Below are 26,329 nucleotides of genomic sequence, written 5' to 3'. Positions count from 1 at the left end.
GGAGGCCGGGGGTTCACGAGGGTAACGCCAAGCCCTCGGCCCCACGGACCGCCGCCAGGTTGACGAAGACAGGGCCTAGCACGGACCGGACGGTTCGTGGAAGGGCCGTCCGCCCCGACTACTACAAGCGGTGGTAGAACGCACATTTGTCCTGATGAGAGGCGCTTTACCAGCGGGCCGCGCCTAGCATTCCGGCGTGATCATGAGGGAGAAGGACCACGCGTACGACTACCACGACCTGCTCGGCCTGCACCATTCCATGATGCTGCGCCGAAGGATGCGTGGGGACGGCCCGGCACCGGACGAGCGGGAGGCGTCCGCCGGGGCGCTGCTGGCGGCCTGGCCGCAACGAGTGGACGACCAGCGGCTGCTACGGGAGAGCCTCGCGTTGCTGGAGCCGCTCACCGACACGCTGACGTACCTGTACGCGGCGCTGTTCCGGGACGGACCGCACCTGAGGTCGCTGTTCCCCGACTCGCTCGCGGCCCAACGCGACCAGCTCGCCTGGTCGGTGCGGCAGCTCATCGAAGGGCTGGACCAGCCGGAGATCATCGTGTCGGTCTTCGAGGAGCTTGGCCGGGCGCACCGCAAGCTCGGCGTACGCGCCAGCCACTACCAGCCGTTCGGTGCGGCGCTGATGGAGACGCTGCGGGCTCGCGCCGGCGCCGCCTGGCGTCCCGACCACGACGACGCCTGGTCACGGGCGTACCGGTTTCTGGCCGGCGTGATGAGCAGCGCCGCCACGGGGGAGCTTTCCGCGCCGCCGTACATCGAGGGCACCGTGGTCCACCACGAGCTGCGCGGCCCCGACCTGGCAGTCCTGCGGGTACGCACCGCCGAGGCGTACGACTACCGGGCCGGGCAGTACGCCACGGTCGGATCCGGGCGGCTGCCGCGCACCTGGCGGTCCTACTCCATGGCCAACCCTCCCGGCGGTGACGGAGTGCTGGAGTTCCATGTGCGGGCGACAGGCGCCGGCCGGCTCAGCGACGTCCTGGTGCACAAGACCGCCGTGGGTGATGTGCTTCGGCTCGGCCCGGCGCGCGGCATCACGACCCTCGCAACCGCCTCGGGTAACGGCGTGCTGCTGGTCGCTGGCGGCACCGGTCTGGCCACGATCCAGGCGCTGCTGGGCGGGCTGGCCCGTACGGCCAGCCCGCCGACAACCTGGCTGTTCTTCGGCGCCCGCACCCGGGACGACCTCTACGATCTCGAATCGCTCCGCTCGTCCGCGGACCGCTTCCCGTGGCTCCGCCTGGTGCTGGCGGTCTCCGACGGTGACGCCGGCTCATACGAATCCGGCACGGTGGTGGACGTCGTGACCCGCTACGGCGGCTGGGGCGGACACGACGCCTACCTCGCCGGACCGGCGGCCATGGTCACGGAACTGGCCCACCGCCTGGTCGACCTCGGCGTCGAGCCTGACCACATCCGGTGCGACCGGCAGTAGGCTCAGCCGGAAACCGGCCCGGCAGGCGGCGTCCGCCCGCACGGCGACTCACTGCCGTGCGGGGATGGCCAGGCGCTGGTTGGTCCGCGAGTGCCATCTGCTGCATCCTGTCCCTTCGCTCTGGCCGTGGCCGGCGGAGTGTGGGCGGTCAGGAAGAGGCGTCGTCCGGGGCGGTGATCCGTGTCGGTCTCCCTTGCCTGGCCGCCGGTACACGTCTGTGTACATCGGATTCGGGCGGCTGGTGCGGTGTGCCGTCACGGCCCCGCCACCTGTCGCGGCCACCGCTGCGGGGCCTGGCTCTCGGCGCCTCGAAAGACACGTACTGGTCAGGAGGGATGACCAGGATTGCCGGAAGTCGCGGTCCCTCCAAGATGGCTGCTCGACGGAGGGAGGGACTGACCGCTCGGGCCCGAACGTCGACGATGGAGCGACGGAGCCGCATCTCAGGCTCCGCAAGCACAACCGTTGCGTCGGATCTCTGCGGAACGATCGGTCGTCTTGACAGCGGATCTCAGCCACCTGAACGATCTCAGAACGGGATCACCTAACGCCAGCGTGGCACGGAAGGGGTTCGCATGCCGATCAGGAGCGGCTTCCTTCTATTCCCGTTCTCCGCGGCCGATCAGGGACGGATCAGCGCCCCGTCACTCACTGCCTCCGATGTCGCCTTCGCCGCGGCCCCGATCGCCGGCGGCCCATTTCCGCAGGCGATGCAGTTGGCGTTCCGGCTGACGGCCGGGTTACCACTGCCGCAAGTTCGGCCGTTGTTTCCGGGGCGCCTGCGCTTCATCCCCGATCCGGCGGCGCCGGGGATCACGCCGGAGCCCAGCGCCGTGCAGTTCACCTCCGCCGAGTACGCCAAGTGGCGCACCGTCGGCACGATCCGGGTCGCCGTGGATCTCGAAGCCGCCACCGCGATGAACGACCCCGCCGTGCGTGGCGGTCTGGAGATCCTGCCGGCCGTCGTGTGGTACGGGCCGGTCCGCATCTCCGAGGAATTCCTCTTCAATACGCTACGGACGGCGCTGCACCGGGGCCGAGTCGGAGGCACGCCGTCCATCCCACCGACCCACGCCAACTGGGCGCAGCACGCCGTCGCGCGATTCCTCGAGGGACGCTACGAGCCGATCCTGCGTCCCGGCGCGTCGGCCGCAGCCGACGACCGGATCGCCAACGCGATGCCGACCGTGCATCCCGTCGACGCGCAGTTGAATGTCGCGCTGCGGATCACGATGGCCAGCCGGCCCGCCCCGAAGGACGGCTTGTCGAGTGCGTTCAACGCCCTCACCCCGGGTATCGACCTCGACGACCCCGCCCATGCCGCAAATGGTGCCATCCCCGCCCGCCACGTGCTGCGGGTGCTGCGGCCGCAGCTCACCGACGGCGCCGCGGGCGCGGTCGTGCCGGATGCGGTCCTGGCGACCGGCGGCACCACACCGGTCTATCGTGCCGTTCGCTTTACCCGGGTCTGGAAACCGGTCGCCGACTGCTCGGTCCGCTTCCCCGCCCAACGGGTACGCGTGGCTGACGCCGCCGACACCGAGCTGGCGACCCAGCGGCTGCCGGCGCACGGAGTGTTCTTCTGGAGTTACCCCGCTGACGCACCGGTAACTGACGTCCGCGTCTCGATCGTGGGCGGCATGCGGTGGATCGACGGGGCCGCCTCGGACGTGTGGCGGTTGCCGGCGGCGGACGCACCGATCGCCGTGGACTTCGCCGCCACGCCCGCCCCGCATATCCAGCTTCGGCTCCGGATGCGGGAGGCGATGCTGGTCGAGCCGCGCGACCGACCCGGAGGATATCGCTGCACGTTCATGTCGATGCGGCGTTCCGTTCGGGCGCTCGTGGACAACCGAATCTGTGGTGGCCGGCTGAACTTCGGGCGAAGCGCCACCAACGCGGAAACGATCCGGCTGATCAACGACGCCTGGGCCGCTCTGCCCGCTTCGGTGCATGCACGAGCGAGCATTCTGCAGAACAATCAGCCGTTGCCGAACAGCGAACCGGGTGTCGGCGCGACGCGGATGATCCCGGTGCTGCAGGCGTTCTTTCCCAACCCGGTGCCGGCGCAGAACATCGGCGGCAGCACCCACCGGACCACGATCTTCGACGGCGGTCAGCTGGCCCACCACCTGTGGCAGAGCCGAATCGATCTGTTCCACGCCGGTGGCACCAAACGCAACTTCCCCACCGCCCACATCGGACGCGGTGGTGCGGGCGCGTTGGTGGCGAGCGGCCTGGCCGCCAGCTACCACCTCGATCCGACCCGCAACGCGGGCGAGAGCGACAACGCCTACTTCGACCGGATCGCTGGCGGCATGCTGACCGGGCTGGAGCCGGGGGCGGTGCTGCAGTTCTGGTACGACGATGCGGACTTCGAGGGCATCAAGGCCACCCAGACCAGCGCCACCGCTCACGTCATGAACGAATACGGACATTCGCCGGTCTTTCTCGGCTACGTACGCACCGGCGGTGTCGTCACCGCCATCCGGATCATCGATCAGGGTGGCGAGCGGAACTGTGCCATCCAGGGACCTGCCGGTAGCCGGCGCATCGAGTGGCACGGCGCCGAACAGGCCATCTGGACCACCGCGAACTGGACGGAATGAGCATGGCCATAGAGGTGGACGGTCGGGCCCTGTACCCGCTCGGCGAGGCGCTCGCCGCCACGGACTTCCCGCTGGTCTCGATGCTGCCGCCCGACGCCTTCGAAGGGATCTACTACCTCAGCGCCGACGCCGCGTTCGACGACACCGCGCTGGTGGTGGCGTTCGAGCTGGCATTCGAGGGCGAGCTGGCGCTCACCCCGCCGGGCACCGACGCGATCGCCCTGGTCCTGGGCTCGGCCGGAGCAGGCTGGACCGGGGTCCGGGCAACCGTGACCATCGGCGCCGAGCCGTCGATCCTGCTCGAGGAGGTGACCCTGGGGCTGCGGCTGCGCGGCGACATCCTGCGTGACGTGGCCACCGGTGACCCCGCGTCGATCACCATCACCGCCGATGTGCGGGTGTCCGGCGACGGTTTCACTCTGGAGCGGTTCGAGGGCGCCTCGCTGGCACCGGCGTACGTCGCGGACACCGACATCGTGGTCGAGGCCCACGACGTGCGGCCCGTCTTCGGGGGGATCGACCCGCCGGGCTGGCTGAGTGAACGCCCGGATTTCCACGGACTGGCGATCGACCTGCTCTCCGTCACGCTGCCCGACGAGTACCTGCACAGTGACCCGGGGGCGGAGCTGCGGCTCGAGCTGAGCGAGGCCGCCATCGACGCCGAGGGGTTCACGGGCCGGCTGAGCGCCAGCGCCGACGCGCAGCATCCCGTCACCGGAACCTTGTTCGGTTTCCGGTACCGCTTCCGTACCTTCGAGCTCGACATCGACCGCAACACGGTGCGGACCGCGCGGTTCGGCGTCGACCTGCGGCTGACGCCGTTGGAGCAGGCCGGGGAGGAGAAGTGGGTCGCCGTCGATGTGGGGTTCGCCGCCGGCCGGCAGGTGAGCGGTGCGTTGTCCGCGGCCCAGCCGCCCGGCGCCTCCGACGATCCGCGGGACCTCGTCTCCGTCGAGTTGGCTGACGTGGCGAGGCTCGGACTTCGGGCCCTGCGCGTCGAGATCGCGGACGGCGTCGTACGCTTCCTGTTCTCCGGAGTCGTGAGCGTGCGGTTCGGTGCGCCCGCGATCACCTGGCCGACGGTCGAGTTCGACGAGTTCGGCATCGGTTCCGACGGCTCACTGATCCTGCCGGCCGGCGGTGTCCGGGTGCGGGACACACTGGTCGCCAGGCTCGGGCCGGTGACCTTGGGGGCCGGCCGCTTCGGCCTCGGCATGGGCGCCGACGGCGCGCTGGTGTTCATCCCGCCCACCGAGATCGTGGTGGCCATCGAGGCGCCCGCCGTCTCCGGCGGCGGCTTCCTCTTCTTCGACCCGGTCAAAGAGCAGTACGCCGGCGGACTGCACCTGCAGTTCGAGAAGCTCACCCTCAACGCGGTCGGACTGCTCACCACACGCCTGCCGGACGGATCGCGGGGCGTCTCGCTGCTGGTGATCGTCCAGGCGTCCGGGTTCACTCCGATCCAGTTGGGTTTCGGGTTCAGCCTCAACGCGGTGGGTGGCCTGCTGGGCATCAACCGCACCGTGGCCGTCGACGTCCTGCGCGCCGGGGTTCGCAACCGCACCCTGGACGCGATCCTGTTCTCCCCGGACGACCCGACACCGCGCGCCCCCCAGATCGTCAGCGCGCTCCAGTCGGTGTTCCCGCCAGCGGCCGGCCAGCACGTGTTCGGCCCGATGGCGCTGATCGGGTGGGGCGCTCCGGTCACGCTGGTCACCATCGAGCTCGCGCTGATCCTGGAGCTGCCGTCGCCGGTGCGGCTGATCGTTCTCGGCCGGATCCGGGCCGCGCTGCCCGATCCCGATCACCCGATCGTGGCCATCAACCTCGACGTGGTCGGTGTTGTCGACTTCGACCGCGGTGAGCTGTCCGTCGACGCCACCCTGTACGACTCGACGGTCGGGCCGTTCGCGCTGACCGGTGACATGGCCGCGCGGGCGAACTGGGGCGCCAACCCGGACTTCGCCATGGCGCTGGGCGGGTTCCATCCGGCGTACACGCCGCCGCCCGGCTTCCCGGCGCTGCGCCGCCTGACCCTGGCCCTCTCGACGGGGAAGAACCCGCGGCTTCGGATGGAGACGTACTTCGCGTTGACGTCCAACACGGTCCAGGTGGGCGCCCGGCTCGAGTTGGCTGTGGAGGTCGGTGGGTTCAGCCTCGAAGGCAACCTCGGGTTCGACACCCTGATCCAGTTCGCGCCGTTCCGGCTGCTCGCGGAGATCTACGCGCAGCTCGCGCTCAAGCGCGGCGCGACCACCCTGATGGGTCTGAACATCCACGTGTACCTGACCGGACCGTCGCCGTGGGTGATCTGGGGCGAGGCCACGTTCAAGATCTTCTTCGTGAGTTTCTCGCTGCCGTTCCGGGCACAGTTCGGCCGCGTACAGGACGTACCGGCCGTGCAGCGGCAGGAGGTGTGGCCGATCCTGCGCGACAGCCTCACCGCCGACGCCAACTGGAGCGCACAGTTGCCGTCGCAAGGCAGCCGGCTGGTGGTGCTGCGCGACGGTGCGGGGGACGGCGAACTGACCGCGCATCCGTTGGGCACGCTGACGGTCTCCCAGCAACTGGTGCCGCTGCAGCGGACCCTGGGCCTGTTCGGCTCGGTCCCGCCGAAGGACTACGACCGCTTCGCGATCGTGGCCGCCGACGGACTGGACATCGTCGGCGTGGCCACCGAATACTTCGCACCCGCGCAGTTCCGGCAGATGAGTGACGCGGAGAAGCTGGCAAGCCCCGGCTACGAGCGAATGATCTCCGGCGTCCGCCTCGCCCCGGACACCGCGATCGCCGTCGGATACGTCCAGGACATGCCGCTGGACTACGAACAGTCGGTCATCCTCGACGTCGACGAGCCCACCGCCGAACGGCTTGACGAGCACTACACCCCGAGTGGCGGGCAGGTGGCCGCCATGGCCCAGCACGGGCCCGCCGGCATGGCGCCATCCCGGGAGCAGGGGCGGGCGAAGTTCGCGCCGCCCGTGCCGGGACCGGTCGTGGCCGACCCCACCTACGTGGTGGTCGACCGGGACACGCTCACCCCGGTCCCGCTGGACGGGCTGGACGGCAGCTACACCGCTGCCGCGGAGCAGCTGCGCGGCCGGGCCGACCGGGGCGAGCTGCAGATCGTACGGGCCGAGGAACTGGAGCTGGCATGACGGACCCTGCGGGCAGTTACCGGTTTCTCGCCTGGTCCCGGAAAGGGCTGGCCGCGGCCATTCCCACCCAGGACGCCCCGCCGGCCCATGACGCGGCGGTGCGACTGCCCGTGGCCCTCACCGTCGCGCGAGGACAATCCGGCACCGAAGGCATCAGCCGGACGGTGCGCCTGTACGGCCCGGGTGACGTGGTCGGACTGGACACCAGCCAGATCATCCGCCGGGAACCACGGCCGGGAACCACCGACTTCGAGCCCAACTACTTCCCGTTGGTGGAGTTCGACGCTCCGGAGCTGCCGTGGTTGCTCAGCCCGCAGCCCGGCGGCGACCGGCTGCGCCCCTGGCTGACGCTGGTGGTGCTGCGGCGGGAGGTCGCGCAGATCGTGGTGGACCCGCGCCGGCCGCTGCCGTCGCTGCGCCTGACCGCAGGCGACGCCCGCGACGAGCTACCGGACCTGACCGAGTCGTGGGCATGGGCCCACGCCCAGATCGCCGGGGGTGCCACCGCGCCACAGCAGGCGCTGGACGGACGGTCACCCGAGTTGACCCTGTCCCGGCTGGTGTGTCCTCGCCGGCTACAGCCGCACACGGCGTACGTGGCGTGCCTCGTGCCGGTGTACCGCGCCGGTGTGCAGGCGGGCCTCGGCCAGCCGGTCGTCCCCGACGCCGAGTTGGCGTGGCCGCCACCGGGCGGCTGGCAGGACGCGACGGGGAACGTCGAACTGCCGGTGTACGACCATTGGGAGTTCACCACGGCCGAGGTCGGGGACTTCGAGACCTTGGTACGGCGGTTGCGTCCCCGCCCGCTCGGCGCGGACGTCGGCGCATTGCCGGTCGACATCTCCGCCGCCGGCCCCGACCTCGCCGACCTGGCGTTGGCCGTACCGACCGTGTTGCCGTTCGAGGGCGCGCTCACCTCACCCGACCTGCCGGCCAGGGAATGGCCGCCTGGCGTGCAGGAACCGGTTGCGCAGCGGCTGGAGGACCTGATCGAGGCGCCGCCCGGGGTGGACCTCACCGTGCTGCGCCCACCCATCTACGGCGCGTACCAGGCCGGCACGCCGGACGTGCTGCCGGAGACGGGCCGACCTTGGCTGCGGGAGCTGAACCTGGACCCGGGTTGGCGGGCGGCAGCGGCCCTAGGGGCCCGGGTGGTGCAGGACAATCAGGAACAGCTGATGGCCTCGGCGTGGGAACAGGCCGGCGAACTGGAACGGGCCAACAGCCTGCTGCGCCAGGCGCAGTTGGCCCGGGCGACGGCTGCGGCGGTCCGTGACAAGCACCTGGACGGGCTGCCTCCCGACACGGCCGTGCGGGTCACCGCGCCGGTGCACAGCCGGGTCCGCCTCACGCCCGACGGGTCCCCGCCCGACCCCGGTGCCCGGCACACCCTGCGAGCCAGCGTGAAGGCCAGCGTCTTCCCGCCGGCGGCGCTGTCCGCGCCGTTTCGTCGCGCGGTTCGTCCGGCGGGTCCGCTGGGTCGCCGGCTACCCGGCTCGGCCCGGGACGCCACCGCCGAACTGGCCGCGGGATTGTCCCGGGGCCGACTGCGGGTGCCGATCCGCCCACCGCGGGGCGGCGCCGACTTCGACGAGGTGGGCGACCGGGCCGGTGGCCAGAACCGGCCGCGGATGCTGCACCTGCGCGAGAACGTGCCGCATGCCGGTGGCTGGCGGAAGATCGCGGGAGACGACGCCGATGGCGGCTTCTACGTCGGCGATGACCCCTACCCGCCGCCCCCACCACCCGACGCCGACCCGGCCGAAGGCGCAGGGGACGTCGAGGGGCGGCCTGCTCTCCTGACGACAGAGGCGGCGAACCGGGTGGCCGGGCTGCTGCTGCCGGCGGACGACCGGTGGCAGATCGACGAGCCGGGACGGCGTGGGGATCGGCTCCTCGGCATCAACAACCGGTTCCAGGCCGCCGCGGAGTTCCTGCTGCAGCACCTGCCCACCACCGTGGAGGCGCTGGCAGCGGCGGGTCCCGAGCTCAGCCTCCCCGCGGTCGCGTCGGCGCTGGTGGACGCGGGCGGACAACTGGAGCCGGACACGAGCGTCGCCCGCGAGGTGGTCGGCCTCGTACCGGCGGCACCCGCCACCGGCGATCCGCTGCGGCCCCGCGCGGCGGCGCCCCGGTTCCCACAGCCGATGAGCGGACCGCTCGCCGCCGTGGACCGCCAGATGATGCTGCCCGGGATCGACGGCATCGCCGACGACAGCGTGGCGGTCCTGGTCGGCAACTCCCGCTTCATCGAGGCGTACATGATCGGGCTCAACCACGAACTCAGCCGGGAACTGCTGTGGCGAGGATTGCCCACCGACCCGGGCGGAACCTTCGCCGACCGGTTCTGGGACGTTCGGGGAAACCCCGACCAGGCCGGCGACCCGCCGTCGCAACTATCACCGATCGAGAGCTGGACCGCGGACCTCGGCGACAACGCCACAGCGGTCGGCGGTCCCGGCATGCTCGTGCTGATGATCAGAGGTCGGCTGCTGCTGCGCTACCCACACACCGTCGTGTACGCCGCCAAGGCGGTGCCGAAACTCGACGCCACCGGCGCGCCGGTCCCCGGCCCTGACGGCAGGCCCATACCCACCCCGGGCCCGATACAGCGCTACCCCCAGTTCCGCGGCACCATCGACCCCGACGTCACCTACCTGGGCTTCGACCTCACCGTCGATGCCGCACGCGGCGGCGACGGCAACCTCGGCTGGTTCTTCGTCCTCCAGGAACAGCCCACCGCCCCGCGGTTCGGGCTCGACGAACCACCCGGCCCGTCGCCGACGACACCGAACAACTGGTCCGACCTGGACTGGTCCCACGTGAGCCCCGCCGGCTCCACCGTCACCCACGCTGCGGTGGCCGGGCCGCTGTCGACCACACCGACGACTCTGCCCGTCCTTTCCGGTCGTGCCCTGCCCACCGCCACCTGGGGCGCCGACGCCGCACAGATGGCCGCCATCACCTACCAGCGGCCGATGCGGGTCGCGATCCACGCACGTACCGCCCTGCCCAACCCATGATCATCGAGCCTGTCGGGCCGCGTCTCACCGGGGCAGCCAACTCCTGGGAGACCCGGCCCGCCGACGCCCGCCAGCAGAAGCCGAGGACACCGTGACCAGGCCGCCGCAGAAGCCGACGCCGGCAACGAAACCCACACCTCCGCCACCGCCGGCGCTCACCCGGATCAGCGCGCCGGCCCGCCCCACCGACCCCGCCCAGGCACTGCCCGGCGACCACCTCGTCGCCACCGGAACCGGATTCGGCTCCGGCACCGACACCGCGGCGGCCGTGCTCGTCAGCACCGACAGCGGTTCGACGGTGTCGGCACGGATCATCACCTGGGCCGACGGGCAGATCCGGTTCGCGTTCCCCAACGCCACCGGAGCCCCGGGGCCGAAACAGGTGCGGGTACGCACCGGCAACGGCACGAGCGCCGCGATGAGCGTGACGCTGGAGGACACCCTGCGGCTGTCCGCCGCGCCGGTGTCGCTGCTGCCGCTGGGCGTACAGACCCGGTTCATGGCCGACGGGCGGGAACTGTGGGTACGGGTCCTGCCCGACGTGGTGCACGTGAACAGCCACGACGAACGGCTCACCGCGGAGGAGGCCCAACTCGGACGCCGCTACCGCGACGCTGGCGGCGACCGCGACGACGTCTGGCTGGACCTGACGACCCGGTTCGGCGCGCCGCGCGCCGAATGGATCGTCCGAGCCACCCTGGCCGGGACGGTCGTGGTGCGGGACAGCCCGTGGGGGCGGCCGGCCCGTACCCGACTCCTGCCCCGGCGGCTGTACGCGACCGCCTACGACGACGCGGGGAACGTCATCGCGCAGCAGCACGGCCAGCCGATCCCGTTCGAACTGCCCATCGGTCCGGACCTGACCGCTACCGCCGGCGACCCCAGCCGTGACCCGGGGATGAGCTGGATGGTGGACTTCGACGAGGCACACGCCCGGGGCATGGCGATGAAGCTGCGGCTGCCCGACCCGCCACCGGAGCGGATCGCCCGACTCGTCGTCGTGGGCGCCGAAACGTCACTCACCCCCGAGCAGGGCGCCCGTGAACTCGCCGACACCCTCGCCGCGCACCGGTACACCCGAGGGCTCGGCTTCCTCAACGAGGGCACCCCGACGAACCTCACCCCGGACGCCGGCACCGGCCCCGGTGACGTCACCCGCCCACCGGACACCCCGACACCAGTGGCGGAGGCCGGCAACGCCGCCGTCACCGCGTGGACACTCGGACTCGCCGTGGACGACGTCGGGGTGTTCGCCGCGACGCCGTCCGCTGACGACGGCGCCGCCCTGCGCCGCGCCCGACGCGACATGAACACCGCCCTGTGGCCGGCGACCTTCGGGTACTTCCTGGCGCACATGTTCGCGCCGGTCGTCCCGCCCGACGCCGTCGAACCCGTGCGCGAGCACTTCACCGACTGGGTACGTGGCGCCGGCCCCCAGCCGGTGCTGCGCGTCGGCGAGCAGCCGTACGGTCTGCTGCCGGTCCTGCCGCTGGACCAGTGGGCACCGGGCGACGAGCCCGCCCCCGTCGCCACCCTCGCGATGTTCCTGCGCGACTCGTTGCGTCCGGTCTGGAGGGCCTCCGTGGCGTCGGTGCCCCGCATCGGCGACCAGCCCCCCGGCGGAACGTCCAGCGAGAACCCGCTGCTCACGGTGCTGTCGGCGCAGCCCACCTCGGTGAGTTTCCGCGGCCGCAGCGTACTGACCATGTCCTTCGTCGACGCCGCGTGGCGATTCATCGGCAACCGCCTGTCCACCCAGTGGCGCACCGAACAGGCGTCGCTGGCCCGCGCCGCCCTCGACGCGCACGGTCTGCCCGAGGCCCACCCGAACCTCGAGCAGACGGTGTTCGCCGCGAACTACTTCCCGGTGCCGTTCCCGCTGGTGCAATCCGGTGGCGACCGGTCCCAGCCGCCGACCACCGACTGGCTCACCCTGCTCCGCGAGGCCGGCTGGCGGGACCTGCGCGAGGACGCGTTCCCGCTGGACGAGCGGCCCCTGCTGTACCTGCTGCTGCGTCACTCCCTGCTGGTGGCCTACCTGTTCGCCGCCGCGCAGCTCGAACCGGTCGAGCCATGGCACGGCGGCGAACCCAGCATGTACGGCATCGACGAGATCGACGACAACCTCGCCGCGCCCCGTCCCCGGATGGTCTGGGAGCGGCTCACCGCCACCTCCGCGACCGGCGTCGCGAAAGGTGACCTGCTCGACGCCAACCCGCAACCGCCGCTGGCCACCGTCCAGGCGGCGATCGAAGGGCTCGCCGGCGCGCCCGTGCACGTCCTGGAGCAGGTCGCTGCGGAAACCCTCGACCTGTGCGCGTACCGCCTGGACGCGTGGATCACGTCGTTCGCGCAGCGCCGGCTGCACGCCCTCCGGGGCGACCAGGGCGCCGGGGGAGTTCACCTGGGTGCGTACGGCATTGTCGAGGACATCCGCCGCGGCGACGGCGGCACCAGCGCCGGCTACGTCCACACACCCTCACCGGCGCACGCCACCGCAGCGGCGATCCTCGCCAGCGGCTACCGCTCCCACCCCGACGGCAGCGGCCTACGTCACCCCTTCGGGATCGACCTGTCATCCGAACGGGTGCGGACGGCCCTGTCGCTCCTCGACGGGGTCCGCGCCGGCCAGCAACTCGGCGCCCTGCTCGGCTACCGCTTCGAACGGCTGCTGCAGGAGAGCGGCCTGGCCCGGTTCATCGACGACTTCCGGGCCCTGGCCCCGCTTCCGGTCACCGGCACCGCTCCGCCCGGGACGGCCGCGGAGGCCGTGGCAACCCGCAACGTCGCGGACGGCCTCGACCTGCACCGCCGGTGGGTGGCCGCCGGCCGCGTACCCGCCCCCGGCTGGCCGGCCAGCGATGCCCTGCAGCCGGTGTTCGCGCAAATTGACGACGCCGTGGACGCCCTGGGCGACATCCTCCTCACCGAGGGCGTATTCCAGTTGGGCCGGGGCAACGCCGACCGCTCCGCCGCCGCCCTGCGCGCCGCCGCCCACCCCGATGGTGCACTGCCGGAACTGGAGGCCATCTACACTCCGCACTCGGGCACCGCCGCCACCCACCGGCTCGCGGTGCTGTTGCCCGGTGACCTCCCCGCCGCGCCCGGCTGGGCCCCGGACGCCGGGTACGCCCGTCGGGCGGCCGCGGAACCCCGGCTGGACGCATGGGCCGGCCGGCTGCTCGGCGACCCGAAGCGGGTCCACTACCGCGTGCGTTACCTCGATCCGGCCAGCGGCGACGTGCTCGACGAACAGGAACGCCGACTCGACCAGCTCACGCCGGCGCTGTCCCCGCTGGACCTGGTCTACGCGGCCGTGGCCGCCGAGCAACACCAGCTGTCCGAACTGGAGCAGCGCATCGTCTACCACGCGGCTCGCACGAGACCCACCACCGTACCGGCGGACGCCCGCATCCAGGTGACGGCAAGCCGGGAACCCGAACTCCCACACAAGGTCGGCCTGCTCGAACTGATGGAGCTGGCGCAGGCGGTGCGGGAGACCATCGCCGGCGCGCGTCCCATCACCCCGGACGACCTGTCCCTGCCCGAAGGGCCCGGCACCGCCGTCGTCGACCTCGCCGAGCTGCGGGCCCGAGCCGACGGGGCTGTAGCCGCGTTGCACACCGCGGAGACCGCCCTGGCCAGCGCCATGGCCGTGCCCGCCGGCGAGCCGATGCGGGCGGCGCTGCTGGCGGCCAGCGCACTGGGCGTGCCGGGCGCAGTGCCGGTGTCCGCGTCCGGTGACACGCCCTCGGCCCGGACGGATCTGCTGACGCAGGCCGCGGTCGTCGCCACGGAGGTGCGCCGCCGGCTCAACCAGCTCGACGGGCTGCCCACGCCGACACCCGACGACACAGCCGGCCGCGTTGCTGACGCGCTCGCCCGGCTGCGTGCGGTCTTCGGCAGCGACTTTCGGGCCCTGCCCCGCTACACCGCGCCGCCAGCCGGAGACCCGGCCCAGGTCGACGTCGGGTTCCCCACCACCGAGACGCTGCTGGCGGGCGATCCGTTCGCCGCCACCCGCTGGTTCCAGCAACTCGCCAGGGTTCGTGACGGTGCCCAACGTCTGGGTGACCTGATGCTCTACGCCGACGCGCTCGGCGGCGTCGACCCGCTCGCCTTCGCGGTTGCCCAGCTTCCCACCACGCCGGGAGACCGCTGGCTGGGCCTGCCGTTCGGGACCACACCACCGAAGGGGCAGGTCTCGCTCGTGGCGCTGCTACCCGCCGGCAAGCTGCGCCCGGCCGCGACGCTGACCGGTCTGATGATCGAGCAGTACAGCGAGGTGCTGCCCGCGCGGGCGAAGACCACGGGTCTGGCGCTGCACTACGACCAGCCCAACGCCACGCCACCGCAGGCGATCGTCGTCGCTGTGCCGCCACGGCCGGGCGAGGAGTGGACCTTGCAGACCCTGCGCGCGACGGTCGAGGACACCCTCGACCTGGCGAAGCTGCGGATGGTCGACCTGGATTCGCTGCAGGAGGCGGGCCAGTTCCTGCCGGCGACATACCTGGCCTACAACGGCAAGGGGGTCACCGTTGCCACCGATTTCCTGGCCGGCAGGGGAGTGCCGCTGGCCTGACCACGCGTCGCGCCCCGGCAACCGCCCATCCGCTCACCCGCACGATGCCTGAAAGGGACCACAACATGCCTGACGCGCCGCGGCTGGAGACCGTCACCCCGGCGTCGGCACCGGCCGGGACCCCGCTCACCTTGGCCGGGACCGCCTTCGGCGACCGTACGGAAGCCTCAGCCGTACGGTTCCGCGTCCCCGACGAGACAGCCGCGCCGGTGATCGGAACGGTCGACAGCTGGTCCGCCACCGGCATCGTCGTCCGCGTTCCGTCGCTGGTGTCGTTCGGATCCGGCGGACCGCTCGAGGTTGTCGTACACACTGACGCGGGCGACAGCGCTCCAGCGCCGTTTGTCATCGAGGAGGCGGCTCCACCGGCGATCACCACCGTCGACCCGGCACGCGGACTCGAGAACACCACCATCACCGTCACCGGCGAACGCTTCGGCCGGCTCGGCGCCGGCTCGGCGGTCCTGTTTCGGGCGCCGGGCCCCCGGGACGTGCCGGCGTTCATCGAGGCGTGGACCCCGACGGCGGTGACCGTGCAGGTCCCCGCCCTCACCGCGCTCGACGGCGCCGGTGACCGCCCTCTGGTGATAACCACCGCATGGGGGCGTACCGAACCGGCGGCCTTCCTGCTCGGCGAACTGCCCCAGGTGACCGGCGTGGTTCCGTCCATCCCGGCACCTGGCGCCACGATCACCGTACAGGGTCGGGCGTTCGGAACTGCCGACGCCGGCAGCCTCGACCTGGTCGCCGTCTACGCCACGCCTGATCCTCGGCCGCCACATGCCACCGCCCCGACGATCCTGTCCTGGACCGACACCGAGATCCGGGCGGAACTGCCCGACCTGCACGGTCTGCTCACCACTGGTTCCCGCGACGTCATCGTCACCAGCGAATGGGGACCAAGCCTCCCGAACCAACCCAGCCGCATCCTGATCGAGAGCCGTGCCTCGATCACCTCCTGGACCCGGCTCGAGCCGCACGCCCGAACCTCTGACCTGCAACAGGGGCTGCAACTCGGGCTGCAAGCGCAGGTGTACGACGCGCTGTGGCTGCTCGGTAGGCAATGGCAGATGAGGGAACTGCGCGGTAGCGACGCCGGCTCTCCGGTCGCGGTGCGGGTGGAGGGCATCTCGACCCCCCTGGCCCGCTGGCGGCCCGCCAACGGCCAGCCCGACGACACACCAACAGGTGTGCCCCTGGAAGCCGTCGTGGAACGGGAGCGGGTCATCCCTCCGACGGGGTCCGCCTCCGCCCCGTTCGACGACCTGCGGCTGGCCGCTGAGGCGGGTCTGCACCTGCTGCGTCTGATCACCGCGAACCTACGCGACGCGCGCAAGAGCGACGACTACCGCGCCCGGTTCCTTCGCGCTTTCCCGCTGCAGCCACCGGCCGATCCGGCAGCGCTGGACACACGCAGCCGCCGCTTTCTCGCCGTCACCGCCGGTCGAGCACCCGACGGTGGACGGATCTATGCCGCCTACCAGGGTGCGCTGGGCGCGAACCCGACCCTGCCGAACCAGCCACCGATCAACGGTAACGACCGCGTCGCCGTCCTCACCGCCGTTCGGCAGTGGTACGCCTGGTGCGCCGAGCTGTTCAGCGAACCCGTGGCGGACACCTCCGCCTGGGACCGGCAGCGCATGGAGTACGCATTCGCTGCGGGCTCCGGCGATCTGCTGCTGGCCGCACCGGAACACGACGGTGGGCACCTCGACTGGTATTCCTTCTCCCGACGAATCCCCACACCCGCGACATCCCTGGGCGCACCTGCGATGGGGCGGGAACCGGAGGAGTTCACCCGCGTAGCCATACCGAATCCGGTCAGCTATCCCGGAATGCCGATGCCCCGGTGGTGGGAGCTGGAGGACGGCCGGGTGGACTTCGGCTCGATTGCGGCCGCGCCGAGCGACCTGCTGACTCTCGTCCTCGTCGAGTTCGCCACCGTGTACGGCAACGACTGGTTCACTGTGCCCCTGGACGCATTGACCGTGGGGGCACTGTGTGAACTGACGTCGGTAACCGTGACCGACGCGTTCGGGGTATCGAGAACGATCAGCCCGTTTGGCGACGGGGCCGGCACCGATTGGCGAATGTTCGAGCTCGCGAGCGACGACGGCGCGGCGGACGCCGGCAATGCCATGCTGCTGCTCGACGCGCTGCCGACAACCCAGGAATCCCGTCCGCTGGAGGATGTCCTGCTGCTACGCGACGAGATGGCGAACATGGCCTGGGCGGTGGAGAAGACCGTCCAGAGCCGCACCGGCCGCCCGCTGGATCTGCACGAGAACGAGGTGACCCGGCGGGCGGGGCGACAAGGCCCCGACGGCGACGGCCCTCGGCGTTACCTGCTGCAGACGCCGGTACCCCGCAACTGGGTTCCGCTGCTGCCCAGGTTCGACCGCGACGGGACCGGTAGCGTCACCGGGCGATGGCTGGCGCGGGGCGCCATGCGCGAACCAGACGGTGGCGCCGCCATCCCACCGCGCGGAAGACTCCTCGAACCTGGTACGCCGTTGGAAATCTATGACGAGGAGGTGCCACGGACAGGGGTGAGACTGACCCGACTGTGGACGTTGGGTCGGTCTGCGGATGGCCGGAGTCACCTGTGGCGGGCACGCCGCAAGGGCCCGGGCCGCGGCGAAGGCTCCAGCGGCATCCGGTTCGACACCACAACAGGGGCGTAAGAGCGACCAGAATAGGGCGGTCTCAGCGGAATGCTGTGCGACGCCGGGTGGACCATCCAGGCCTTGTGGCGGTACGGACGATGGCCGGGCACGCCAGCGTGACCACGACCATGAACGTCTACGTGCGCGTGACGCGGCGGCATCACGAGCCGGTACGGCAGATCGTCGGGGGACTTCCCTGGCGTCGACGAGCTGACGGCCGCCGGACGGTAGGGCGGCCCGCACGGCGCAGCGGGCGCGAGCCAGTGGGGTTGGCTCGCCGCTCGCTGTCGGCCCCACCGCGTGAAGGCCACGGGGCTCCGCCCAGAACCCGGCCCACGTCAAGTGAAACTACGGTGTGCCCGTCGGGACGCTGGAATCGCATCACCGGGGCACCCCGGACGATCCCGTGCAGTACGCGAGCAGCGCCTCGCGGCTGTCCGGCAGCCCGTACTCGTCAACGAGCATGGCGACGTTGCCGAAGTCCTGCCCGTCGATCAGCCAGGGATTCGGTGACCGGCTCAGCACCTCGACGAGCCGTCGTTGTCGCGGCGCCAACGCCGCAGCGGGCGTCGCCGCCGGCAGCGGCCCATCCGGGAACGCGAGGCGCAACGCCACTCCCAGCACTGTCAACGACTGGTCGCCGCTGACGGTGGGCAGCCGGCGGAGCAGCGCGTCGAGGGCGCGGTCCGTGTGCTGGGGGCCGAGCTGCCGCAGGGCGAGTCCGGCGTACCCACCCAGATCTCCATTGAGGAACGGCACCCACCCCGCGTCCGCCGGCGGGTTCACCGTGTCATCGGGCGGGACGGCCGTCCAGGCCAACAGCTCGTCAACGGTCGCCTCGTCGGCCTCCGCACCCAGAACCCGGGCCCGCCCGATCGCGGCGGCCCAGCGGACCAGCGGGTGCGGGTCGGCCAGCAACCGGACGTCTGGCGCGGCGCCAAGCAACCCGGAGGCCACCAGCATGGTGGCCACCGTCGCGGGCTCCGGTACGACCTCCGCCAGGTCGGGCTCCAGTCTGGCCGCGATCGCGTGGGCAAGCGTGGGCAGGCTACCGGTGGCCTCCTCCGGGAACCAGGCGAGGGCGTGCGCCGCCCCGGTTCGCACCCCCGGATCAGGGTGGCCCAGCAGGCTACGGAACAGCGGCACCCCGGCCCGTACCGCGTCGTACACCGCCAGTTCGATGTAGGACCACAGCCGGTTCTGCTCCTTGGCGGTCAGGGACTGGACGTACGCGTACTCGACGTACTCCTTCTTCGCCTCGTCCTCGCCGGTCCAGGGGGGTGGCTTGGCGGCGAGCAGCTCTCGCCCGCCTTCGGCGGCCCGGCGGTAGTCGGTCACCGGGAAGCCGTCCGGCAGGAAGTTCTCGTCGTAGCCGACCGCCAGGGAGGTCAGCAGGGCGAGTATTGCCGCCGGGTCCGGAGTGGCGGGGTCGGCGAGCAGTTCCAGCAGGAACGGCACTGCGTAGGCGCTCGCCTGGTACCGGCTGCCCTGGTGGAAGATGTTGGTGTACAGGGTGCCGAGGGCGTTGTCTCGTTCAGCCGGATCGGGCGATCGCAGGGCGCGGATCTGGCCGGGCACGTCGTCGGCCGCCCCGTAGGCGTGGCCGAGCCGCCGCCACTCGATGTCATCAAGGCACTCGAGCATGCCCTATGTTCCCCGTCGTGCATACCGGCGTGCGGGTGGGGGCGTCGCCCCGGACGCCGGGGCAGGTGGGGACGCTCACGGGCGTCGGCCGGGGCGAGCGAACCGTGTACGGCGATGAGCCCATCCTTTCATCACCACCTGGCGTCGAGGTGTTCAGCACCTGATCACCCCCCCTGGAGGAGAGCAACACCGGGTGCTGCTACGCCCTCCAGGACAAGGTCTGGGTACGTGGCCCTGGCAACGAGCCCTGGGAGGTCCACTCCGTCAAGGCCGACTCTCCGCAGTTGGAGAAGACCGCCGAGAGCGACCGCGTTAGTCAGCCCCAGGACGGGGTACGCCCTCGCGACGCGTGTGGAGGCCAGTTGAACCCGGCCGTTTCTTGCCGGCGACCCATCCGAGAGGAACAACGGTGTCACACGAGTATCGCAAGAACCCCGAGGCAATTTCTCGACTGTCGGCGGAGCAGTACCGAGTCACTCAGGAAGGCGGGACGGAGCCAGCCTTCGACAACGCCTATTGGGACAACAAGGAGCAGGGTATCTACGTCGATGTCGTGTCCGGTGAACCCCTGTTCGCTTCTGTTGACAAGTACGACAGCGGTACCGGCTGGCCGACTTTTACCATGCCGATCGAGCCGAGGAACGTGGTCGAGGTCCAGGACTCGAGCCTCGGCGTGGTCCGCACCGAGGTCCGGTCGGCACACGGGGAGAGCCACCTCGGCCATGTGTTTGACGATGGTCCCGCGGAGACTGGCGGGTTGCGTTACTGCATGAACTCAGCCGCACTTCGGTTCATTCGGCGCGACGACCTCGAGCATGAAGGCTATGGCGAGTACCGCAAAGTGTTTGAGCACCCGGACGGCGGAGCGAAGCGGTGACCGCGGCTGAGAAGGCGATCCTGGCTGGCGGCTGTTTCTGGGGAATGCAGGACCTCATGCGAAAACGCGCCGGCGTGCTCGCCACCAGAGTCGGATCCGCCGGCGGGGACGTGCCGAACGCGACCTATCGGAGAAGGGCCCCGGCCGTGGCCGGGGCCCTTCCGTTCGTCTGGTGGATCAGTAGACGGTCACGCCGTACGCGTTGGCTGCTTCGCGTACAGGCTGGTAGAAGGTGGTGCCGCCGGAGCGGCAGTCACCGCTGCCGCCAGAGGTGATGCCGAGTGCCTTGGTGCCGTCGTAGAGCGGGCCGCCGGAGTCGCCCGGCTCGGCGCAGACGGTCGTCTGGATCATGCCGCTAACGGTGCCGCCGCCCTTGCCGACGTAGCGGACCGAGACGTTCAACGCGGTGACCGTACCCCTGTGGGTGCCGGTGGTCGACCCGGTGCGCGTGACGGACTCACCGACGAAGGCGTCCGCGACGGTGAACCCGCCGGGGTGGGTCAGCGAGGTGTTGTCGTAGCGCACCAGCGCGTAGTCGTTGCCCGGGAAGCTGGAGCCGACGGTCGGGCCGATGAGCGTGGTTTGGCTGGAGTTGGTGTACCAGGTGTCGGCCACGTCCCCGCAGTGACCGGCGGTCAGGAGGTAGTAGGTGCTGCCGCTGACGACGTTGAAGCCGAGCGAGCAGCGGTACCCGCCGCCGTAGATGGCGTTACCGGCGGACAGCAGGGGGGTGAAGACGCCTGGGGCGCGCTCGATCCGGATCGCACCAGCCTTGTCTCCGGCGCTCTGCTTGATCTTCGCGATCTCGGCACGGGAGACGGTGCTGTCGGCGGTCACGACGACGCGGCCGGACGCCTCGTCCACATGCCAGGCGATGCCTTCGACGCCCGATCGTTGCACCGCGTCGTTCACGGTGGCGAGCTGACTGGCGCTGTAGTCCTGGGGGGAGGCCGCTGCGGCCGTCGCCGGCGCGAAGGCGGCGGTGGCGAGCAGACCGACGCTTACGGCGAGCAGCTTGGATCGGAGGATGTGGCGGCGGGATGGCGAGGGTTTGAGGCTCACTGTCTCCTCCTCGGAGGTGATAGGACCAGATGGGTGTTGGCCCTGTGAGACGCCGTTAGGTGACGCATCGGCTGGTCAGTCGATGTTGTCCTCCTGACACGCTTTCGTCAGTATCGGAGTGCATCAATCAATACGCAAGATGCATCGTCACGAATGAACAAGGTCCAAGGACGCGCCCGGGCTGACCGTGATCACCGAGCGGCCACCTTCGGTGCCAGGACCAGAATCTGCGGCGCGACCGGGACGAGGACGGTTGGTGATTCCGGCGAGCCCGCCAGCTCCTACTCCGAGCACCGCCTGGGCGCGATGCTGGAACGGCAACTCAGAGTCGGCATCTCCAACTTCCGCGGGATCGACGACGTCTCGGTGCGTTTCATCCACGACACCGTGCCGGAGGACCGGGCGGCTGAAACGGTCGCGAAGGTGTTCGTCGAGGCCGGCATCGCCCTGAGTGCGGGACTCCCCGTTGGCCGGTGGCCTGCCGAAGCGCTGCGGCTGTCTGGTCGGACTCAGGGTGGTCCGCCACCTGCGGCAGGACCATCCGCTGTCCGAGATTGCGCGGTGGGACCTGACCCGCGCTCGCGTAGCGGTACGGCGGGCCCTGGGCCAACTCGCCTCGCCGTCGGTGGACGGATGTCAGGGCGTATGCAGCGCGGTCGGCCTCGGCGGAGGGGTCTGCCGAGCTGTCCGGCTGCGGCCATGGCCACATTCGGACAGGCCGGACCAGCGCTCGCGACGACCACGCGTCCCTATCCTGGCACCCGTCCGGCCCAGAGAAGATCACTACCAAGCTGCCCCGGCAGGCGATGATCAAGGAAGCGCGGCATGCCATCGATACACATCACATCCCTGCGGGGGCTGGGTGAGGCGTTCACCAAGCACTCCGACCAACTGGACCGGGACACCAGGCAGGTGCTGCTCGGGCTGGCCCTTCCCTCCGAGGTGTTCCCGGCGTACGCGGTGGGCGCGCCGACGGACTACGAGCAGGTGCGCTCCGGCGTCGAGGACGTCACCGTCGCCATGGGAAAGATCTTCGACACCATCGGCGTCGCGCTGACCCGGGTCGCTGCCCACTACGAGGAGATGGAAGAGCAGCAGGGCAGCGGATTCAGCTACCGCGACGGTTAAGAGTTCGGCGGGGCTTGAGATTCGGACCACGAGTACTTGACAGGGGAGGGGCCCGTGCAAGAGGGCACACAACTGCTGGACGACGACGCTGACGACAGCAAGGCCTGGCAGGCCGTGCTGTTCGGCGTCAACGGAGTGTTGGCCGCGTCCTTCCTTCCGGATGCGATCGCCGCGTCGGCGGCGACGTTCACCGTCGGACACGCGTTGGTCCTGCCCAACGTGGTCGATCCCGAAGCGTGGTTCCGCAGTTCGGGCTCGTGGGGCGAGCTCAAGAACGCCTACGACCGCATGCACGGTGACCTGGAGAGCAGGATTGCCGAGGCGAAGAGCCGCTGGCAGGACAGCGCGGCCAACGAGTTCAACGGGTTCGTGACGGGCGAGTTGCAGCCGATCCTGAAGAGACTCTCCGAGACCTGCGCGTTGATGGACTCCGCCTGCTTCCAGATGGGCGCCGGCGTGACGGGCGTCATCGCCTCCTACCTTGTCGCCGCCGCCAGCGCGGCGGTCGCGGCCATGGCGGCGAACGCCTCCGGCCCGGCCTCGCCCGCGGTGAAGATGGCGATATTCGCGGCCTGGGCCGCCTTCGTCGCCGGCCTGATCGGCCTGTTCGTTTCGTTCGTCGCGGTGCTCTGGTCGACTTCCAAGACCGTGAGCGACGCGTACGACGCGCTGGCCAACAAGCTCGGCGAGAAGGACGGGCAGATCGACGCGGGCAGCCTCACCCTGCCCGAACCGGTTCGGATCGTGATCTCGAAGCCGCAGGAGTGGGAGAAGCAGCAGTGACGGATTGGATGGGGACGATCGGCGGCTCGGCGCGGGAGGCTCAGCGGCAGGGCTACACCGGGGAGTCGATGCGGCGCGTCACCGAGACGGTTGACGGCTTCGCCGCCGAGATCGCGGCGCTGACCGACGAGTCGGCCGAGGGCTGCGACAGCCTGGGGCTGGTCGCCGCCCGCGTCACCGGCGACTACCGGGTCGAACACGTCTACATCAGCCCGCAGGCGATGGCCGCGCTCGACGCCACGGAGCTCGGCGCAGCCTGCCAGGAGGCGATCGCCGCAGCCCGTACCAGCATGGGCGAGCGGCTGACCCAGCGCCTGGCCGGGATCTCCGGCGACGCGGACATCCCGCCGCCCATGGACCTGAGCGAGGCGCTCGACCAGTTGCGACTCGCCGTCGAGCGGATCCGGTGATGGACATCGAATCGTTGCGCCGCATCTGCGGCGACATGGTGGCGGCGATGACCCGGGCCGCCGAGTTCGCCGAACGGGCGCCGCACGCCGAGTACGAGGCCACCTCCCCGGACGGCGAGGTCACCGTCCGGGTGTCCGGGGCGAAGGAGCTGCTGGAGATCTGGATCGACAGGCGGGCGAAACGGACCGTCGACAACCTCACGCTCGGCGAACTGGTGACGCAGACGATCCGCGCCGCCGAGCTGCGGGCCGATGACGCGCGGGCGCAACTGCTCGACGGAACGTCCATCGGCGGGTTCGCGGTCGGTGACGTCCTGCGCGACCCCGGCCAACTGCTGTCCCGCTTCCAGCCCGGGCGCTGAGCCGCACCCGTCTGCGGGACGGCGCGGTCCACGAGCATTCAGACGGCTGCCGGATTGCGGCCGTGACGACCGATCGACCATCCCGGCCTCACCGAGCTTGGTCGCCTCCCGCTTGCGTTTGACCTGGATACGGCCTACGTGGCGCCAGCCGCCGCAGTCGGAAATCTGGCCGAGCCGCGGAGGTGCGATGAACGCTGCGAAGGAGCGGTTCACCGAGCTGTACGAGCGTCATCACGGTGACGTGTGGCGGTACGTCGCTCGGCGGCTCGCCGCGTCTGACGTCGGCGATGTTGTCGCTGAGGTCTTCCTTGTCGCATGGCGACGTCTGGACAAGGACCGCCGGCCTCCGCGGACGGGGCCGAGGTCGTTCGTCCGGTAGGGGAGTGGTGCCAGGTCGACTGCCGGCCCCGAGGACGGTCGCGATGTGGCGCGGTCGGTCAAGTCGTTGGCGCGCACGTCCATGACTCGACCGGCGTCGGCGAGCAAACTTTGTGCCGTCACCCCGCTACACGCGCCAACTGTCTCGGAGGACCGTTATGGGTAAGCTCGTCGTCTCGATGTTCACGACACTGGACGGTGTCATTGAGCGACCGGATCGCTGGGCGGTCCAGTTCGCAAGTGCCGACTCGATGGAGCAGGGCCTGCGCCAGTTGCACGACGCCGAGGCGTTGCTGCTCGGCCGCGTCACGTACGAAGGGTTCGCCGCGTCCTGGCCGAACATGACCGACGAAGCGGGCTACGCCGACAAGATGAACACGATGCCCAAGTACGTGGTGTCCACCACCCTGGACGAGCCCACCTGGAACAACACGACCGTCATCGCCGACGACCCGGCCGCCCGGATCGGGAAGGTGAAGACCGACCTGAACGGGGATCTGCTCGTCTTCGGCAGCAACGCGCTCGTCACCCGGCTGCTGCCACACGGGTTGATTGACGAGATCCGCCTGGTGACTTACCCGGTCGTGATCGGGGACGGCACGCGCCTGTTCGCCGGCGGTGACGGGATGGCGTCGTTCCGGCTGCTGGATACCGCCACCTTCCAGTCCGGCGTCGTGGTCCTGACCTACGCACCGGTCAACGAGCAGGACGCGGCTGCGGCGGCGGCCTGAACGACGTCGCCGGTGAAGCGAAAGCGTCACCACGTTCGGAGCCGGCCGGCTTGGCCCGGGGCGGCGGAGCGTCACCCACGGGTACGAATGAGCCGGCGGCACGAACGCCTTCGACCGCCTGTGTGCGGCGTCCTGCCGCCGGCTCCGGGCCGACTACCTGCTGGCCCCGATACCCGCATGGACGTGAACCACCCGCAGGCCGACGGTCCGGTAGTGGTCGACGGGCACCTTCCTCATGTCGACGTGTCCACCGAACCGCGGTTCGGCGCGGCGGAGCGAGGAGCGCACCTGCCGGTTGCCGGTGCGGCAGCGAGCACCGCGCCGAGAGTTTGACTGGCGGCGACAGGGTTGAGCGACATGCGCCGGTAGTCGCTGGGTGGCACGCCGAAGGCGGCCCGGAACAGCCGGCTGAAGTGCGCTGCGTCGGATAGACCCCACCGGGCCGCGACGGCGCTGACCGCCACGCCGCTCTGTGCCGGATCGGCGAGGTCCTTGCGGCAACGGTCGAGGCGCCGCTGGCGGATCCAGGCACCGACCGAGGTCTGCTCCGGAGCGAACAGCCGGTGCAGTTGGCGCAGCGAGACGTGGTGTGCTGCGGCGATCACCGCGGGCGTGAGGTCGCTGTTCCCCAGGTGCTGCTCGATGAAGGCCTTCACCTGGAACAGCAGTGCCTGCTGTGACGACTCGACCGGGTCGGGATACCCGGTGTACTCGGCGAGCGCGGTGCCCAGCAGGTCGAGCAGGATCGGTGCCAGCCGTGCCGCAGTGGTCGGATCGTACTGGCCGACTTCCCGGGCGATGCGACCCAACATCGGGGCGAGCAGTCCGCCGACCCCGGTTGCGGGCACCGCCGTCGCGGTGAGCCCGGCAACCATGCCCGGCCGGACCGGGAGCAGCCCGCGCGGAAACCCGATCACTGCCAGCTCCACCGCGTCGGTGTAGACCAGATCGTACGGGCGGCTGAAGTCGTAGACGCCGAACGTGTCGGGGGCGAGGACCGTCTCCCGGCCGTCCTGGGTCAGGCGCGGGTGGCCGCTGATCGGCAGTACCACACGGTACAGGTCCGCGTCACCCTTGCGAATCAGGCCGGGCGTTCGGTGGACACCATGGGGCGTGCTGGTACGGACATTCGCCACGCCCACGTCGCCCAGCTGGCCGGTCGTGATCTCACCGTGCAACGGCACATCCGGGTCGATCCGCATGTCCAGCGGGCCGAGGGTGTCGCAGACGATGGACCGCCACCGTTCGCGCCGCTCGGCTGCCGGTGTGTCCGCGGTTCTGACGACCGTGAGCACTGATAGACCTCCCTGACTCGTGCCGCAACGGTAGCGGCCGGCGGACGAGGTCGGCGTCGCAGCGACCACGATCGTCAGCCTCGGTCTTTCATTTGAGTACGGTTTCATAGTCACTTCTCGATAAGCGCGATCCGCGTGATTGCCGCTGTTCTGCGGCATGCTGAGGGCCCG

Annotated in this window: 16 protein-coding genes and 1 pseudogene; 14 read left to right on the top strand and 3 right to left on the bottom strand. The window is 70.7% G+C overall.

Going from position 1 to position 26,329, the window contains the following annotated elements:
- The first annotated feature begins 202 nt into the window (after positions 1-202).
- The 7 genes and pseudogenes from ACZ6O2_RS31040 to ACZ6O2_RS31010 all read left to right on the top strand — a co-directional run bounded on the left by ACZ6O2_RS31040 (position 203) and on the right by ACZ6O2_RS31010 (position 17,506).
- Positions 203-1,450, top strand: a complete 1,248-nt coding sequence (locus tag ACZ6O2_RS31040) for a globin domain-containing protein (protein ID WP_466025405.1) — start codon at positions 203-205, stop codon at positions 1,448-1,450.
- 575 nt (positions 1,451-2,025) lie between these two features.
- Entirely contained in the window at positions 2,026-4,059 is a 2,034-nt protein-coding gene (locus tag ACZ6O2_RS31035) for a hypothetical protein (protein WP_466025390.1), read from the top strand.
- 2 nt (positions 4,060-4,061) lie between these two features.
- Positions 4,062-7,217: a DUF6603 domain-containing protein gene (locus tag ACZ6O2_RS31030; protein ID WP_466025389.1), complete on the top strand. Its 3,156-nt coding sequence runs from the start codon at positions 4,062-4,064 to the stop codon at positions 7,215-7,217.
- Positions 7,214-10,240, top strand: a complete 3,027-nt coding sequence (locus tag ACZ6O2_RS31025; protein ID WP_466025388.1) for a hypothetical protein — start codon at positions 7,214-7,216, stop codon at positions 10,238-10,240. The genes ACZ6O2_RS31030 and ACZ6O2_RS31025 overlap by 4 nt, the downstream gene beginning before the upstream one ends.
- A gap of 91 nt (positions 10,241-10,331) precedes the next feature.
- Positions 10,332-14,822 carry a hypothetical protein gene (locus ACZ6O2_RS31020; RefSeq protein WP_466025387.1) on the top strand — a complete coding sequence of 1,497 codons (4,491 nt, stop codon included), beginning with the start codon at positions 10,332-10,334 and terminating at the stop codon, positions 14,820-14,822.
- Positions 14,823-14,866: 44 nt separating this feature from the next.
- A pseudogene (locus ACZ6O2_RS31015) lies at positions 14,867-15,145 on the top strand (IPT/TIG domain-containing protein); the annotation flags it as partial.
- A 204-nt stretch (positions 15,146-15,349) separates the two neighbouring features.
- Complete coding sequence (locus tag ACZ6O2_RS31010; RefSeq protein WP_466025407.1) at positions 15,350-17,506, top strand: hypothetical protein; 2,157 nt, start codon at positions 15,350-15,352, stop codon at positions 17,504-17,506.
- Positions 17,507-17,869: 363 nt separating this feature from the next.
- Here ACZ6O2_RS31010 and ACZ6O2_RS31005 read toward each other — a convergent pair whose 3' ends face one another.
- On the bottom strand, positions 17,870-19,132 hold the full coding sequence (locus ACZ6O2_RS31005; protein WP_350705302.1) for a hypothetical protein: 1,263 nt from the start codon (positions 19,130-19,132) through the stop codon (positions 17,870-17,872).
- A 409-nt stretch (positions 19,133-19,541) separates the two neighbouring features.
- Here ACZ6O2_RS31005 and msrB point away from each other — a divergent pair, with 409 nt between their 5' ends.
- Both msrB and ACZ6O2_RS30995 read left to right on the top strand, forming a co-directional pair.
- Positions 19,542-20,009, top strand: coding sequence for a peptide-methionine (R)-S-oxide reductase MsrB (msrB, locus tag ACZ6O2_RS31000; protein WP_350705304.1), 468 nt, complete (start codon positions 19,542-19,544; stop codon positions 20,007-20,009).
- Entirely contained in the window at positions 20,006-20,284 is a 279-nt protein-coding gene (locus ACZ6O2_RS30995) for a peptide-methionine (S)-S-oxide reductase (RefSeq protein WP_466025386.1), read from the top strand. The genes msrB and ACZ6O2_RS30995 overlap by 4 nt, the downstream gene beginning before the upstream one ends.
- On the opposite strand, the gene ACZ6O2_RS30990 is transcribed toward ACZ6O2_RS30995, so the two are convergent.
- Positions 20,187-21,071 (bottom strand): S1 family peptidase, encoded by an 885-nt coding sequence (locus tag ACZ6O2_RS30990; protein WP_466025385.1) that lies wholly within the window; start codon positions 21,069-21,071, stop codon positions 20,187-20,189. The two genes, ACZ6O2_RS30995 and ACZ6O2_RS30990, sit on opposite strands and share 98 nt — an antisense overlap.
- An 825-nt stretch (positions 21,072-21,896) precedes the next feature.
- Between ACZ6O2_RS30990 and ACZ6O2_RS30985 the strand changes: the two genes are divergently transcribed.
- The 5 genes from ACZ6O2_RS30985 to ACZ6O2_RS30965 all read left to right on the top strand — a co-directional run bounded on the left by ACZ6O2_RS30985 (position 21,897) and on the right by ACZ6O2_RS30965 (position 24,863).
- Entirely contained in the window at positions 21,897-22,199 is a 303-nt protein-coding gene (locus tag ACZ6O2_RS30985) for a hypothetical protein (protein WP_350705310.1), read from the top strand.
- Between the two features lie 114 nt (positions 22,200-22,313).
- Positions 22,314-22,982, top strand: coding sequence for a hypothetical protein (locus tag ACZ6O2_RS30980; RefSeq protein ID WP_466025384.1), 669 nt, complete (start codon positions 22,314-22,316; stop codon positions 22,980-22,982).
- The gene (locus tag ACZ6O2_RS30975; RefSeq protein WP_466025383.1) at positions 22,979-23,392 is read left to right on the top strand and encodes a YbaB/EbfC family nucleoid-associated protein; all 414 of its coding nucleotides are present in this window, start codon (positions 22,979-22,981) and stop codon (positions 23,390-23,392) included. Before ACZ6O2_RS30980 ends, ACZ6O2_RS30975 begins: the two co-directional genes overlap by 4 nt.
- Entirely contained in the window at positions 23,392-23,754 is a 363-nt protein-coding gene (locus tag ACZ6O2_RS30970) for a YbaB/EbfC family nucleoid-associated protein (protein ID WP_466025382.1), read from the top strand. Before ACZ6O2_RS30975 ends, ACZ6O2_RS30970 begins: the two co-directional genes overlap by 1 nt.
- Before the next feature lie 491 nt (positions 23,755-24,245).
- Positions 24,246-24,863 (top strand): dihydrofolate reductase family protein, encoded by a 618-nt coding sequence (locus ACZ6O2_RS30965; protein ID WP_466025381.1) that lies wholly within the window; start codon positions 24,246-24,248, stop codon positions 24,861-24,863.
- Between the two features lie 233 nt (positions 24,864-25,096).
- Here ACZ6O2_RS30965 and ACZ6O2_RS30960 read toward each other — a convergent pair.
- The coding region (locus tag ACZ6O2_RS30960) for an AraC-like ligand-binding domain-containing protein (RefSeq protein ID WP_466025380.1) at positions 25,097-26,329 on the bottom strand (1,233 nt) is incomplete at its 5' end.

The organism is Micromonospora sp. NPDC048040, assembly GCF_055587185.1.
This window is presented reverse-complemented; position numbering and strand designations above follow the sequence as displayed.